Source organism: Mesorhizobium sp. M7D.F.Ca.US.004.01.2.1 (assembly GCF_003997785.1).
Classification (GTDB): domain Bacteria; phylum Pseudomonadota; class Alphaproteobacteria; order Rhizobiales; family Rhizobiaceae; genus Mesorhizobium; species Mesorhizobium loti.
Map to the genome: position 1 here is coordinate 24,549 of NZ_RZRQ01000017.1, position 14,602 is coordinate 39,150.

General features: G+C 63.1%; 16 protein-coding genes. 15 read left to right on the forward strand and 1 reads right to left on the reverse strand.

What is annotated here, in order from left to right:
- Positions 1 to 81: 81 nt before the first annotated feature.
- The 5 genes from EN993_RS05410 to EN993_RS05430 all read left to right on the forward strand — a co-directional run bounded on the left by EN993_RS05410 (position 82) and on the right by EN993_RS05430 (position 4,775).
- Positions 82 to 1,176 carry an ABC transporter ATP-binding protein gene (locus EN993_RS05410; protein ID WP_109662547.1) on the forward strand — a complete coding sequence of 365 codons (1,095 nt, stop codon included), beginning with the start codon at positions 82 to 84 and terminating at the stop codon, positions 1,174 to 1,176.
- A gap of 69 nt (positions 1,177 to 1,245) precedes the next feature.
- Positions 1,246 to 2,361 (forward strand): ABC transporter substrate-binding protein, encoded by a 1,116-nt coding sequence (locus EN993_RS05415; protein ID WP_109662550.1) that lies wholly within the window; start codon positions 1,246 to 1,248, stop codon positions 2,359 to 2,361.
- A gap of 28 nt (positions 2,362 to 2,389) precedes the next feature.
- A complete protein-coding gene (locus EN993_RS05420) occupies positions 2,390 to 3,223 on the forward strand; it encodes an ABC transporter permease (RefSeq protein ID WP_109662552.1) in 834 nt (277 codons plus the stop codon).
- Positions 3,223 to 4,029, forward strand: a complete 807-nt coding sequence (locus EN993_RS05425; RefSeq protein ID WP_109662555.1) for an ABC transporter permease — start codon at positions 3,223 to 3,225, stop codon at positions 4,027 to 4,029. Before EN993_RS05420 ends, EN993_RS05425 begins: the two co-directional genes overlap by 1 nt.
- A gap of 110 nt (positions 4,030 to 4,139) precedes the next feature.
- Positions 4,140 to 4,775 carry a LysE family translocator gene (locus EN993_RS05430; RefSeq protein WP_109662558.1) on the forward strand — a complete coding sequence of 212 codons (636 nt, stop codon included), beginning with the start codon at positions 4,140 to 4,142 and terminating at the stop codon, positions 4,773 to 4,775.
- Between the two features lie 31 nt (positions 4,776 to 4,806).
- Here EN993_RS05430 and EN993_RS05435 read toward each other — a convergent pair whose 3' ends face one another.
- Positions 4,807 to 5,595 (reverse strand): fumarylacetoacetate hydrolase family protein, encoded by a 789-nt coding sequence (locus EN993_RS05435; protein WP_109663330.1) that lies wholly within the window; start codon positions 5,593 to 5,595, stop codon positions 4,807 to 4,809.
- A 319-nt stretch (positions 5,596 to 5,914) separates the two neighbouring features.
- On the opposite strand from EN993_RS05435, the gene EN993_RS05440 reads away from it, so the two are divergent.
- The 10 genes from EN993_RS05440 to EN993_RS05485 form a co-directional block, all read left to right on the forward strand.
- Positions 5,915 to 6,322, forward strand: coding sequence for a DUF3168 domain-containing protein (locus EN993_RS05440; RefSeq protein WP_109662561.1), 408 nt, complete (start codon positions 5,915 to 5,917; stop codon positions 6,320 to 6,322).
- 172 nt (positions 6,323 to 6,494) lie between these two features.
- Positions 6,495 to 6,794, forward strand: coding sequence for a hypothetical protein (locus tag EN993_RS05445; RefSeq protein WP_109662564.1), 300 nt, complete (start codon positions 6,495 to 6,497; stop codon positions 6,792 to 6,794).
- A 92-nt stretch (positions 6,795 to 6,886) separates the two neighbouring features.
- Positions 6,887 to 7,552 carry a response regulator transcription factor gene (locus tag EN993_RS05450; RefSeq protein ID WP_023812809.1) on the forward strand — a complete coding sequence of 222 codons (666 nt, stop codon included), beginning with the start codon at positions 6,887 to 6,889 and terminating at the stop codon, positions 7,550 to 7,552.
- Positions 7,536 to 8,969, forward strand: coding sequence for a HAMP domain-containing sensor histidine kinase (locus tag EN993_RS05455; protein ID WP_109662567.1), 1,434 nt, complete (start codon positions 7,536 to 7,538; stop codon positions 8,967 to 8,969). The genes EN993_RS05450 and EN993_RS05455 overlap by 17 nt, the downstream gene beginning before the upstream one ends.
- 188 nt (positions 8,970 to 9,157) lie before the next feature.
- On the forward strand, positions 9,158 to 9,595 hold the full coding sequence (locus EN993_RS05460) for a hypothetical protein (RefSeq protein ID WP_109663332.1): 438 nt from the start codon (positions 9,158 to 9,160) through the stop codon (positions 9,593 to 9,595).
- A gap of 127 nt (positions 9,596 to 9,722) precedes the next feature.
- Positions 9,723 to 10,862 (forward strand): c-type cytochrome biogenesis protein CcmI, encoded by a 1,140-nt coding sequence (ccmI, locus tag EN993_RS05465; RefSeq protein ID WP_127262585.1) that lies wholly within the window; start codon positions 9,723 to 9,725, stop codon positions 10,860 to 10,862.
- Between the two features lie 8 nt (positions 10,863 to 10,870).
- The gene (gene ccmE / locus EN993_RS05470) at positions 10,871 to 11,314 is read left to right on the forward strand and encodes a cytochrome c maturation protein CcmE (protein ID WP_126068495.1); all 444 of its coding nucleotides are present in this window, start codon (positions 10,871 to 10,873) and stop codon (positions 11,312 to 11,314) included.
- 23 nt (positions 11,315 to 11,337) lie between these two features.
- Entirely contained in the window at positions 11,338 to 13,329 is a 1,992-nt protein-coding gene (locus EN993_RS05475; RefSeq protein ID WP_127262586.1) for a heme lyase CcmF/NrfE family subunit, read from the forward strand.
- The gene (locus EN993_RS05480; RefSeq protein ID WP_109662576.1) at positions 13,326 to 13,793 is read left to right on the forward strand and encodes a cytochrome c-type biogenesis protein; all 468 of its coding nucleotides are present in this window, start codon (positions 13,326 to 13,328) and stop codon (positions 13,791 to 13,793) included. Before EN993_RS05475 ends, EN993_RS05480 begins: the two co-directional genes overlap by 4 nt.
- Positions 13,794 to 13,926: 133 nt before the next feature.
- On the forward strand, positions 13,927 to 14,602 hold a 676-nt coding region (locus EN993_RS05485; RefSeq protein ID WP_206532345.1), incomplete at its 3' end, for a trypsin-like peptidase domain-containing protein.

The window sequence follows — 14,602 nt, forward strand, 5'->3', positions numbered from 1 at the left end:
TGCCGATCACGCGAAAACTATTCGGTTGCGGTGAGCCGGCACCCTGCCTACGATTTCGATAAGCGTTAGGGAAAGGGCAGTATGCAGCAACCCGGCCGTGCCGCAGAGATCAAGGCAATCGGGATCGGCAAGAGCTTCGGCTCGTTCCGTGCGCTGGACAATCTGTCGCTCGACATCGGCCGTGGCGAGTTCCTGACCCTGCTCGGGCCGTCCGGTTCGGGCAAGACCACCTTCCTGATGATCCTTGCCGGTTTCGTGCAGCCGACTGAGGGCAAGCTGTTCAGCGACGGCGTCGACATTACCGACCGGCCGGCCGAGCAACGCGCCGCCGGTATGGTCTTCCAGGGCTACGCGCTGTTTCCGCATATGAGCGTCGAAGCCAACATCGCCTTCCCACTTAAGGTGCGCAAGAAATCGGCGGCCGACATCAAGCGCCGGGTCGGCGAGATGATCGAGCGCGTCGGCCTCAAGGGCCACGAGAAAAAACTGCCGGCGCAGCTGTCAGGCGGCCAGCAGCAGCGCGTGGCGCTGGCGCGCGCGCTGGTGTTCGAGCCGGGCGTGCTGTTGCTCGATGAGCCGTTTTCCGCGCTCGACAAGGGCCTGCGCGGCCAGATGCAGGCCGAGATGAAGCGGCTGCACCAGGAGACTGGCACCACCTTCGTCTTCGTCACCCACGACCAGAGCGAGGCGCTGGCGCTGTCGTCGCGCGTCGCCATCTTCAATCACGGCAAACTGCTGCAGGTCGGAGCGCCCGACGAGGTCTACGACCGGCCGGACAACCGCTTCGTCGCCGAGTTCCTCGGCGAGATCAACATGCTGCCGCTGAAGGGCGTGCGCCCGTCCGGCAATGGCTCGACCGGCCTCTGCGAAGACCGCACGATCAGCATGGGCTGCAAGGCCGAACTGGTGCGCGGCGATGCAATCCTGGCGATCCGGCCCGAATACATGTCGATATCGGGCGAGGCGGCAGACGGCGAGAACGGCATTGCCGCGACCGCGACAAACTCCACCTATCTCGGCGCGGCGACGCGGCTTGACCTGACGACGCGGCAAGGCGCCAAGGTCACGGTCTCGGTGCCCAACGAGGTAGCGGCCGCAGCGCTCAGCAAGGGCAATTCCGTCTGGCTCACCTGGCCGGCGGAAAAGGGTTTCCTCCTTCCGCGTGGAGGACAATGACCAACGGTGCGGCGAGACACGCGCACCACCGTTTTCCAGTATTATCAACGACAAAAAAGGGGAACTGACATGACACATAATACTAAAAAACAAGCCATCGAGAGCCTGTCCGTCAGGGCAGGTCGCGGCGAGATCTCGCGCCGGCAGTTCACGCAGCTGGCGGCGCTCGTGCTGGCCGGCACGCCGATGCTGCTGCGCTCGACCGGTGCCTTTGCCGCTGCCAAGGAACTGGTGCTGGTCAACTGGGGCGGTGACGCCATCACCGCCTATGATGCGGCCTATGGCCAAGCCTTCACTAAGGACACCGGCATCACCGTCAAGATGGACGGTTCGGGCCCGACCGAAGGCGCCATCGCCGCGCAGTTCAAGAGCGGCGCGCCGACCTGGGACCTCGTCGACGTCGACCCATTCTCAGCCATCACGCTCGGCGCCCAAGGGGCGCTCGAGCCGATCGACTATGCGATCGTCGACAAGAAGAAGATGCGCGAGGGCTTTGGCTGGGAATACGCTGCCTCGACCTATTTCTTCTCCTATGTCATCGCCTATGATTCCGAGAAGTACGGCAAGGACGCGCCGACCGGTATGGCCGATTTCTTCGACGTGAAGAAATTCCCCGGCAAGCGCTCTCTCTACAAATGGGGCGTGTCGAGCTGGGAGGCCGCCCTGCTGGCCGACGGCATCGCGCCGGCTTCGCTCTACCCGCTCGATCTCAAGCGCGCGCATGACAAGATCGCCGCCTTCAAGGAAAACGTCGTTGCCTATTGGGGTGGCGGCGCCGAGAGCCAGAGCGTGCTGCTCAATGGCGAGGCCTCTATGGCGATCGTCTGGTCGACCCGCGCTTCGCTGATCGAGCAGGACTCGGGCGGCAAGATCAAGTTCATCTGGGACCAGGGCCTGATCTCGCCCGGCGCGCTCGCCGTGCTCAAGAATAACCCCGGCGGCAAGGATGCGGCGATGAAGTTCATCGCCAGCGCCCAGGATCCGCAAAAGCAGCTGGTCATGTTCGACAAGCTCGGCCAGGGTCCTGCAAACCCGGCCGCCGACGCGCTGATCCCCGCCGACAAGAAGCGCATCAACCCGGTCGACCCCGAGAACATGAAGAAACAGATCGCGCTCGACATGGACTGGTACGCCAAGAATTACGGGCCGGCGCTCGACGAATACACCAAGATCATCTCGGCCTGACCACCACGGCCGGGATAATCTGGTTCGAATGAGATCCTATCTCTCCGACAGGATGGGCGCGGCGCTGTTGATGGCGCCGCTGCTCCTGTTTCTCGTCGTGGCCTATGCTTGGCCGTTCCTCGGCGTCGTCAAATGGAGCTTTACGCTGCCGACGCCCGGGCTCGGACAGTATGAGGCGCTGCTCACCGACGATCTGGTACAGTCGGTGTTCATCCGCACGCTGCGCATCGCGGCGGTCGTCACCGTAGTTTCGGTGGCCGCTGCATACGCCATCACCGTCGTCTGGGTGCGTGGAACTCCTGCACAGCGCCTGATCGCCGAGTTCTGCATTCTCGTTCCCTTCTGGATTTCCGTGCTGACCCGTGCCTTCGGCTGGGTGGCGCTGTTGTCCAACCGCGGCTTGATCAACACCTGGCTGCAGGCGATCGGCTTCACTTCCGAACCGCTGGCGCTGGTGCGCAACGAATTCGGCGTCATCGTCGGCATGACGCATTTCCTCATTCCTTTCGCCGTCTTCCCGCTGGCATCGGCCATGCGCAGCCTCGACGATCGCGTGCTCTTGGCCGCGCGTGGGCTCGGCTCCAGCCGCATGCGCACCTTTTGGACCGTGTTCGTGCCGATGACGCGCTCCGGCATCATCGGCGCGGCGATGATCGTGTTCGTCTTCTCACTCGGCTTCTTCGTCACGCCGGCGATCCTCGGCGGCGGCCGCAGCGTCATGATCGCCGAGCTGATCTATCTCAGGATCTTCCAGAGCCCGGACTGGGGTCTGGGGGCGGCGATCAGCGTCGTGCTGGTGCTGTTCGTCGGCGCGCTGATGGCGTTGCTGTTCCGCTATGTCAGACCGAAGCAGTTGATCTGATGCCGACCTATCGCCCCGGTCCCGTCTCGCTGATCATCGCTGCCTTCGTAGCGTTGTTCCTACTGATGCCGCTGCTTGCCGTCATCCCGGTATCGCTGACGCCGAGCCGCATGCTGGCGATGCCGTCGGGCGAACTGTCGCTGCGCCACTACCGGGCGCTGATCGAGGATCCACGCTGGCTCCAATCGATCCTGCTCAGCATCCGCATCGGAATCGTCAGCAGCGCCTTTTCAACCGTGCTCGCACTGTGTTTCAGCCTTGGCGTGTGGATGTTTCAACCGCGCTTCACCGCGGCCCTGGTCGGCTTCGTGCTGCTGCCGATGGTGGTGCCGCCGGTGGTCTCGGCTATCACGCTCTACTTTCTGCTGACCTCGATCTCGGGGTTCAGCTCTTTTTTCGGCTACGACACTTGGCTGGGTGTCGCTATGGCGCATGCGGTGATGACGGTGCCTTTTGCCACGGTGCTGATCCTGGTCTCGCTCAGCCAACTCGACCGGCGCATCGACCTTGCCGCGCGCGGTCTTGGCGCCACGGTGTGGGAGCGCGCCACCCGCGTCATCATGCCCAACATCAAGTTCGGCATCATCACCGCAGCACTGCTCTCCTTCGTCCTGTCCTGGGAAGAAATCGGCGTCACCCTGTTCATCACCTCGGTCAACGCCATCACGCTGCCCAGGCTGATGTGGATGGGCCTGCGCGACAACATCGACCCGGCGATCGCTGCCCTGTCGGTGATCCTGATCATCATCACCGTGCTGGTGCTGGCGGTGCGCAGTTTCGTGGCCAGGCAGCGCGGCGGGCACTAGGCGAAACCGCCCAACCGTAACGGGTCCATTCATACGGAAATCCGCGACAGTCCTAACCGCTATGTGAAGGACGTTACGGAAGGTCTGCGGCCGGCACACTATCCAGCGCCATGGAAAACCTGCCGCTGGTGACGTTTGCCTTCATATCGGTGCTCGGAATGGCGGTTCCGGGGCCGGATGTCGTGCTCGCCATCACCAACGGGTCACGCTACGGGATCAGGCACGCCTTCTTTGGCATGGCCGGTGTGGTGCTCTCGGACATCGTCCTAATCTGCATGGTGGCGCTTGGCTTCGGAGCGCTTCTGGTGGCTTCGGAATTCTACCTTTCAGCTGTCAGGATGGTCGGCGCCTTCTATCTGCTTTTCATCGCTATCGGCGCGCTTCGCAGCTCCACCGGATCCCGCCATGCGTTCGATCCAGGCTTTCCCGACAAGGCTCACTCGACCAAGGCTCTCATGGTTCGCTGTTTCGTGGTGGCGGTTACAAACCCGGAGGCATGGCTGTTCTTTCCCGCCGTCCTGCCGCCCTTTGTCGACAGCAACGAGCCGATCGCGATGCAATACGCGGTCCTGGCAATCATCATCGCAGCGGCGGACGTTTTCGTCCTGATGCTTTATGCCACGCTTGGATCACGGGCGGCGAGGCTTCTGGCCGGCCCGAACGCAGTGTGGATCGACCGGCTCTATGGTATCGCACTGCTTGGTCTTTCAAGCGTTCTGATCCTGCAATCCCTTGGGCATCTCTGAAGCACGTTGCGGTCAGGCAGCACCGAGCGCACTAGATAAAACGCACCGAGACGCGACCAAATCTGCCTAGATCGCCGGTGACTTCGTCGCCGGCCTCGACACTTATCGGCGTCACGCAGGTGCCGGTTATCACCACCTGTCCCGGCTGCAGTGCTATGCCCAGCCCCGACAGTTCATTGACGATCCAGGTAAGCGCAATACGAGGGTCGCCCAACACAGCTGCCCCTGTCCCGTTGTGCTGCGACTTTCCAGAAACGAAAGCGACCACCGGGTGCTCCGCGAGATCCACGTCGCGCCAATCTCCTTCTACAGCCTCGCCGATCACGAACAGATTGGCACAGGCGTTGTCCGCTATGAGCTGCGGCGCCCCGACGGCGCAGAAATCGTCATAGCGTGAGTCCGGTATTTCGATCGCCGGGTGCAAGGTCGCCACGGCCTCCATCACCTCGGCGATTTCATAGGGTACTGGGCGAGGTGGCAGCTGGCGGCCGAAACGGAAAGCGAATTCGATCTCGGCCACACGCATCTTGCTCGTCGCCAGGGACACTGCCCCGCCGACCTCGACCGCTTTTTCTGCCAGCAGACGCCCGGCCATCGGGCCGTCGACGTTGATATGCCTTTGTCCGGCCAGACTGGTTGCGGCAATCTTCCAGCCGAAAAGCGGAGCCACCGAGCGATCCAGCACATGCGACTGGATAGCGTAACCTTCGCTCCGCGTTTGTGGCCGCAACTCCGGGGGTATGGCGTCGAGACGGGTGCCCTTGTCCCAATGGCCCACCAGCAACTGCGACGCAGCCCTGGCCTGTTCTGGATCAAGCATCATCAGCCCCGGAAATCGAAAGAAGGCATTCGCAGCCCGCCGCTTCGTGGAGAACAGCCAGCAAGAAACATTCCGCCATGTGGACCCGCCCATATGCGGCAAGGTTAGGTGACCAGGAACCGAGTGTCCACATTCATGCCCCGCTCGCCAAACATAGCTAGCTGCCCTCTGTCAGCCCCTGAGTGCTTGCGCTTCGCAGCTTCATCGTTAGGCTGCGCGGCGCCCGCTGATTGGCTAAGCCGGGCAGAAGCCGGATACGCTTGAGCGGCGGTTCTGGCGCGGCAATGATCCGCAAGGCCGCGACAGGGAGGAAGAAACGATGACCGCGCCCGGTGATTTGCAGCAGGCACTGTTTCTGAGGCTGAAAAGCGATGCATCACTGTCGGCGTTGCTGGGCGGCGCCGGACTGCTCGAACGGGCAACGGATAATACCGCTTTTCCATACGTGACCTGCGGCCAGACCAGCGCCTTCGACTGGGATACCGGCGCTGAGAACACCGATGACCAGTTGATTACGCTGCATATCTGGTCGAAAGCCCATGGCGAAGCCGAAACGCTTGCCATCATGGCCGCCATCAAGGCGCGCCTTGCCGACGCAGCGCTGGTGATTGGCCCTCGTGGCCAGACTCGGTTGACGTTGGAATTCGCCGAGGCCCGCCATGACGAGGATCTGCTCGTGCATCACGGGCTTCTGCGCTTTCGCGCCATAACGCAGGAAAATGCCTGATGTGCTTTCAATATGGTCGAAACGGAGTCTAGACTGGCGTTTCCAGGATTTCGCTTGGTTGGGCGGCGAAATCCCGATCGGTTGTCTCGTGTTTCAGGGGTGTAGTGGGCATGGTCTTGGCGGCGTTCACTGTTCATTTCACGTTCAGCACCGATGCGTTACAACGCCGACCATGAAAACGCTTCGCTCCCACTTCCGAACCGCGACACTGGCGCTCTGTGTTGCCGGGCTGTTTGCGTCGCAGGCGATGGCGATGCCGGTCATCGCACCCGACCAGGCCAGCCCGATCCTGCTGGCGGCGTCCGATTGCTACGCGATCGGCCAGCAGGTGGCCGAACAGAATGGCGGAACGCTGGCCAAGGCCTCGCAATCGACACGCGGCGGTCAGCCTGTCTGTGTCATCGTCGTGCTCGTTCCGGGTAAGGACGGACAACGTCCGCGCCGTTCCGAAATCGTCGTTCCGCTGAACTGACCCAATCTTCCATCTTACAGACCTCCGTTTCCCAGGCCGCCGGAATCGGCCTATATCTGACCCTTAGTCCTTCAACAGGTATCGAACTCCGCATGCGCGTACTCGTCGTCGAAGATGACAAGGATCTCAATCGGCAGATATCGGATGCGCTGGTCGATGCCGGCTATGTCGTCGACCGCGCCTTCGACGGCGAGGAAGGCCATTTCCTCGGTGACACCGAGCCCTACGACGCCGTGGTGCTCGATATCGGCCTGCCGCAGATGGACGGCATCAGCGTGGTCGAGCGCTGGCGGCGCGGCGGCCGCAAGATGCCGGTGTTGATCCTGACGGCGCGCGACCGCTGGAGCGACAAGGTCTCCGGCATCGATGCCGGCGCCGATGACTATGTCACCAAGCCGTTCCACATCGAGGAGGTGCTGGCGAGGCTACGAGCCTTGATCCGGCGCGCTGCCGGCCATGCATCGTCCGAACTGACCTGCGGGCCGCTGCGCCTCGACACCAAGGCCTCCAAGGCCGATGTCGACGGCGTGCCGCTGAAACTGACGTCGCACGAATTCCGCCTGCTTGCCTATCTGATGCACCATATGGGCGAGGTCGTCTCGCGGACCGAACTGGTCGAGCATCTCTACGACCAGGATTTCGACCGCGATTCCAACACCATCGAGGTCTTTGTCGGGCGGCTGCGCAAGAAGATGGGCATCGACATGATCGAAACCGTGCGCGGCATGGGCTACCGCATGCGTGAGCCGGAGGCGTAACTCGGAACCGCTCAAACCAACCGCAAGGGCGCCGCTTTCGCTGCGTTTGTGGCCGCGTTCGCTGACGTTCCGCGTCATCGCCTTTTCCACGGTCTGGGCGATTGTGACGCTTGTTGTCATCTTCACCCTGATCACCACGCTCTACCGCCAGGCCAGCGAGCGCGGCTTCGACAGCCTGCTTTCGGCGCATCTGTTCAATCTGATCGGCTCCATCGGCATTTCCGACAGCGGTGCGCTGACCGGCGCGCCCGACCTCGGCGACCTCCGGTTCTCGGAGCCGAATTCGGGCTGGTACTGGTCGGTGGAGCCCGCGTCGGAAGGCGTGCATGGCGATCTTCACTCGTCGTCGATGACCACGACGATTCCATCGCCAAGCGTCGCCGATGTGCCGTTCAACGCCAGCTTCCAGCGCAGCTATGCGGCCGAAGGCATCGATGGCGAACAACTCGAAGTGTTCGAGAGCGAATTCGTTCTCGACTCCAAGAACCGCGCCGCGCGTTTCCGCGTCATGGGCAACCAGAGCGAACTCGAGCAGGAGATCGCCACCTTCCAGCGCCGCCTGCTGACCTATCTCAGCCTGTTCGGCATCGGTATGATCGCCATCAACGCGATCGCCATCCTGCTCGGCCTGCAGCCGCTGCGCCGGGTCAGAAACGCGCTCGCCATGGTGCGCGAGGGCACCGCGCAGCGGCTCGACGGCCGTTTCCCGGCCGAGATAGAACCGCTTGCCAACGAAACCAATGCGTTGATCGAAAACAACAGGCGCATCGTCGAGCGGTCGCGAACCCAGGTCGGCAATCTCGCCCATTCGCTGAAGACGCCGCTGGCGGTGCTGCTCAACGAGGGCCGGGCGCTTGGCGGCGCCAAGGGACAGCTGATTGCCGAACAGGCCGCTTCCATGCAGAAGCAGGTTGAGCACTATCTGCAGCGCGCCCGTGTCGCGGCGCAACGCGACAGTGTCGTCTACCGCACACCGGTGACGCCGCTGGTGCAGCGCATGGTGCGGGTTCTGCAGAAGCTCAATCCGCAGACAAACCTGTCGCTGTCGCTGCCGGCGACCGAAATCGTCTTCGCCGGCGAGCGCGAGGACCTTGAGGAATTGCTGGGCAATCTTCTCGAAAACGCGATGAAATGGGCAAAGAGTTCGGTGTTGGTCTCGGTCGTGCCTTCGACCGGCAAGGACGATCCGGCCAGCCTGTTCGAGATCAGCATCGAGGATGACGGCCCGGGCATTCCCGAGGACAAGGCGCGCGATGCGCTGAAGCGCGGACGGCGTCTGGACGAGACGAAGCCCGGAACAGGACTGGGGCTGGCCATTGTCGCCGACCTCGTCAACGAGTATGGAGGCGTCCTGGCGCTCGAACGGTCCGGCATGGGCGGATTGAAGGCGGTGGTGCGATTGCGGAGCCTTCAGTGATGTTCACCAGGGCCAATCGACATCGAGGGACGGGAGATGTTATTGGCGGCATGTCGATTGGTCCCGAAGCGGCCGGCAGCGGCCAAATTTCCGACAAATATCAATACTATGGCCACGCTGACTTCTCCGATGACGCGGCCCCCGGCGCATCCATGGCAAGCTCCAACTCAAGAAAACCGGTTGTTGGCATGAAGATTCGCGTCGCCCTTGTTTCCGCATTGCTGGCCGTTTCCGGCTGCACCACCTTGAGCGGCAAGGCCCCTACCGTAACGCCGACACCGGCCTCGACGCCTCCTTCCAGCGGCAAGGTGACCACGACGATCATTTCGGCGATGGGCGGCGGCCTCGTCAGTGGATCGATCGGCGCCGGCCTCAGCGAGGCGGAAAAGCGCAGTGCGCTGGAGGCTGAATACAAGGCGCTCGAATATACGACCAGCGGCCAGAAGGTGACGTGGAAGGGCGCCCAGGCTTCGCGCTACGGCGAGGTGGTTCCGGCACAGCCCTATCGCGTCGGTTCGCAGGACTGCCGCCAGTACACGCAGACGGTGTTCACCGGCGGGGCCGGGGTCACGGCGCGTGGAACCGCTTGCCGCAACGCCGACGGCAGCTGGACGCCGCTGACCTGACAGTCAATCGGAGCTGGTTGGTATCCGGCCGGTTGATGTCGATCAAGGACATGCGGCGCACCTGCCGTCAAAGCGTCGCAGGAAACCTGTGTTGGCACGGCAGAGCTCTGTCGTTATTGGAAGAACCATGCTGTTCTGGGTCATAGCCGCAATTCTCACGCTGGGTGCAAGCTTGGCGGTGCTGCTGCCACTGGCCGCCAGCTCGAAGGGCGCGTCGTCGAGCGGTGATCACGATCTCGAAGTTTATCGCGACCAGTTGTCCGAGCTTGACCGGGACGCCGCGCGTGGCTTGATCCAGCCGGCGGACGCCGCCGAGGCCCGCGCCGAGATCGCTCGCCGCATCCTTCGTCTTGACAATGCGGGTACGGCAGGCGGCGGATCTGTTGGGCGAGCGTCGGTCGCGGCAAGGCTGGTGGCAACCGCAGCCGTGTTGGCTGTTCCGCTGGTCAGCTGGGGCCTCTATGTCAAGCTCGGCTCTCCTGATCTGCCATCGCAACCGCTCAGCGAACGGTTGGCCAAGAATCCGGCCGACAGTTCGGTCGACGAACTGGTGGCGCGGGCCGAAGCCCATCTGGCCGCCAATCCTGCCGACGGCAGGGGTTGGGATGTACTCGCACCGGTCTATCTGCGCATGCAGCGCTTTTCCGACGCGGCGGCAGCCTATCGCAACGCCATTCGCCTCGATGGCGACAGCGCTGTTCGCCAGGCCGGTCTTGGCGAGGCAATCGCCAGCGCGGCAGGCGGCATTGTCTCGGCCGATGCACAGGATGCCTTCGAGGCGGCCTTGAAGCTCGATCCGGCCAATGCGAAGGCCAGTTTCTACTTGGCCATGGCGCTGGCGCAGGAGGGCCGAACCAAGGAAGCAGTCACTGCCTGGCAGGCGATGCTGGGCAAGCTGCCGCCGGAGTCGCCATGGCGCGGTGCATTCGAGCAGGCGCTGGCCAAATCCGGCAGCCCCGAAGTCGCTTCCGGCGGCACCACCAACGGGCCCGATGCCGGCGATATCGACGCCGCATCCTCGATGTCGCCGCAGGATCGGGAAGCCATGATCAACACCATGGTCGCCGGCCTCGACGACAAACTGCGACAAAATCCGCGTGACGCGGAAGGATGGATGCGGCTTGTTCGTTCTTACGTCGTGCTGGGCAAGGTCGATCAGGCGCGTGAGGCGCTCGGTCGTGCCATTGCCGTCTTCGGAGCCGACAGTGACGAGGCGAAAAAATTCACCGCCTTTGCCGCCTCGCTTGGCCTGACGGCGACGGAGTAGAGACAGACATGACGCGCAAACAGAAACGATTGTCGGTGATCGCGGGCGGGCTGGCTTTCCTGGGCGCGGCCACCGGGCTGACCTTCTATGCGCTTGGCCAGAAGGCGTCCTATTTCTACATGCCGGCCGACCTCACCACCGCCAGCGTCATGCCTGGTCAGCGCATCAGGCTGGGCGGATTGGTTGAAAAAGGCACGATCCAGCGCGGGCAGGGGGCGACGGTTGGCTTTTCGGTCACCGACACGCACAAATCGGTCAAGGTCACCTATACCGGCATCCTGCCCGATCTTTTCCGTGAAGAGCAGGGCGTCATCACCGAAGGCACGTTCGGCCCGGATGGCGTCTTTGTTGCCGACAGCGTGCTCGCCAAGCATGATGAGCGCTACATGCCCAAGGAAGTGGCGGATGGCCTCAAGGCCAAGGGCGTCTGGCAGGAGAGCAAGAGTGAATAGCTCTGGCAGGAGAGCAACGGTCCATGGTTGAAACCGGACATTTCGCCCTGGTTCTGGCGTTTGCGCTTTCGCTGGTGCAAACGATCGTGCCGCTGTTTGGTGCGCGCCTGAACAACCAGCGCCTGATGGCCGTCGGCGGTCCGGTCGCGGTGACCGGCTTTGCCTTGACGGCGCTGTCCTTCGCAGCGTTGGCGAGTGCTTATGCGAGTTCCGACTTCTCCGTGGCGAGTGTGTGGGAAAACTCGCATTCGCTGCAGCCATTGATCTACAAGATCACCGGAACCTGGGGCAATCATGAAGGCTCGATGCTGCTCTGGGTGCTGATCCTGACCTTCTTCGGCGCGCTTGTCGCCGCCTTCGGCTCCAATCTGCCGGCGACGTTGCGCGCCAACGTGCTTGCGGTGCAGGGCGCCATCGGCGCCGCCTTCTTCCTGTTTATCCTGGCGACCTCCAATCCGTTCATCCGGCTCAATCCGGCGCCGATCGAAGGCCGCGACCTCAACCCGATCCTGCAGGACCTAGGCCTCGCCATTCACCCGCCGTTTCTCTATCTCGGCTATGTCGGCTTCTCGATCTGCTTTTCCTTCTCGGTCGCCGCCCTCATCGAAGGGCGCATCGATGCATCCTGGGCACGCTGGGTGCGGCCGTGGACACTGGTCGCCTGGATGTTCCTGACCGGCGGCATCGCCATGGGATCATACTGGGCCTACTACGAGCTCGGCTGGGGCGGTTTCTGGTTCTGGGATCCGGTCGAGAACGCCTCCTTCATGCCGTGGCTGGCAGGCACCGCGCTGCTCCATTCGGCCATCGTCATGGAAAAGCGCTCGGCGCTGAAGATCTGGACGCTGCTGCTCGCCATCCTGACCTTTTCGCTGTCGCTGCTCGGCACCTTCCTGGTGCGCTCGGGCGTCTTGACCTCGGTGCACGCCTTCGCCACCGATCCGACGCGCGGCGTCTTCATCCTGTGCATCCTGACGCTGTTCATCGGCGGCTCGCTGGCGCTGTTTGCGCTACGCGCCTCCCGGCTGACGGCCGGCGGCCTGTTCCATCCGATTTCGCGCGAGGGCGCGCTCGTCCTCAACAATCTGTTCCTGACCACGGCGACCGCGACTGTGCTTGTCGGCACGCTCTATCCGCTGGCCGTCGAAGCGTTTTCGGCAGACAAGATTTCGGTCGGAGCGCCATTCTTCAATCTGACTTTCGGACCGCTGATGGTGCCGCTGCTGCTGGTGGTCCCGTTTGGGCCGCTGCTGGCCTGGAAGCGCGGCGATGTCTTCGCCGTCGCGCAACGCCTGATGGTGGCGTTCGCCGCGGCCCTCCTGGCGACGCTTGTCACCGCCTTGTTCATCGATGGCGCCTCGGTGTTTGCAGCCCTGGGCGTCGGCCTTGCCGTCTGGCTGATCCTCGGCGCGCTTACCGACCTCGCGGTCAAATCTGGGGTCGGCAATGTTGCCGCGAGGATCATGGTCAAGCGGTTGCTCGGCCTGCCGCGTTCGGTCTTTGGCACCGCCTTCGCCCACCTTGGCCTTGGCCTGACCACGCTCGGCATCGTCGGCACGCTTTGCTTCGGCACCGAAAAGATCCTGTCGATGCATGCCGGCGAGACCGTCGAACTGTCCGGCCATACGCTGCGTTTCGTCGGGCTCTATCCGGCCCAGGGACCGAACTACGCCGAGGACCGCGGCCGCTTCGAATTGATAGGCGTCAGCGGCAGTCCTGTCGGTGAGATCAGCTCCGCCAAGCGGTTTTATCCGGTGCGGCAGATGACGACGACGGAATCCGGCATCAGGACGATCGGCTTCTCGCAGCTCTACATCTCGCTCGGCGACGAGGGCAAAGACGGTTCCGTCGTGGTGCGTCTGTGGTGGAAGCCGCTGGTGACGTTGATCTGGGGTGGCGGCCTGATGATGATGGCGGGGGCGGCGATGTCGCTGATGGATCGGCGCCTGCGCGTCGGCGCGCCATCGCGGCGGCGCAAGCAGGCGAGCGCCGTGACGTCCGCGGGCCTGCCATGAACGCACGGTTTTCGCTGACCTCGATTGTCCTGCTGCTGGCACTGTTCTTTGCCGGCACCGCCTTGGCGGTGAAGCCTGACGAGATGCTGCCTGATCCGGCGCTGGAGGCGCGGGCGCGGGCGCTGTCGGAAGGCTTGCGCTGCATGGTCTGCCAGAACCAGTCGATCGACGAATCCGACGCCGACCTTGCCCGTGACCTGCGCATCCTTGTACGTCAGCGCCTCGTTGCCGGCGATACCGACCAGCAGGTGATGGATTACGTGGTTTCGCGTTACGGCGAGTTCGTACTGCTGAAGCCGCGTTTCGACCTGCGCAATGCGTTGCTTTGGGGCACGCCTGTCCTGCTCTTGCTGGTTGGCGGCGTTTTCATCGTGCTGACCGCGCGGTCGCGCCGCACGCTCGCGACAAAATCCCTGTCCGCCGAAGAGCAGGCCTCGTTGGACGCCATATTGCGCCGCGACTGACGACCGCCGTCACCCTCCAAACATTACCAAAGTTTCATGCGTCGGAAATGGCGCGGTAATGTGCGCCGCTCTAATTCTCTTTTCCTGAGGATGCCGATCAAGCAGCGTCCGTTTGAAAGAGGATAAGAAATCCATGAATATTGCCCCCAATTCATATTCCGTCACCCGCAAGCGTCTCATGGCTGCCGTCGCGTCCATCGCCGTGGCCGGTGCTATCGGCGTCGGCGCGCTGACCAGTGGAACCAGCCCTGTTCTGGCTGACGCCGTGCGCGTCGAGGCGCCGCAGGTGCCGGGCTTCGCCGATGTCGTCGAGCGCGTTTCTCCTGCCGTCGTCAGCGTCAAGGTCAAGGCCAAGATCCAGCCCGCGGCCGATGACGGCTCGGACCAGGGCGACGATCCGGACGGCATGAACAACATGCCCGACAATCCGCAGCTGCGCCGCTTCTTCAAGGAATTCCGTGGCTTTGGCGACCAGAACGGCCAGGGTGGCGGCAACCGCCGCTTCAACCACCGCGATCACAACAACGACCAGCCGCGGCCGGTTGCTCAGGGCTCCGGCTTCTTCATCTCCGATGACGGCTATCTCGTCACCAACAACCACGTCGTTTCGGAAGGCTCGGCCTTCACCGTGGTGATGAATGACGGCAAGGAACTCGACGCCAAGCTGATCGGCACCGACCCGCGCACCGATCTCGCCGTGTTGAAGGTCGATGGCGTCGGCAAGTTCACCTATGTCGACTTCGCCGACGATTCCAAGGTTCGCGTCGGTGACTGGGTGGTGGCCGTCGGCAATCCGTTCGGCCTCGGCG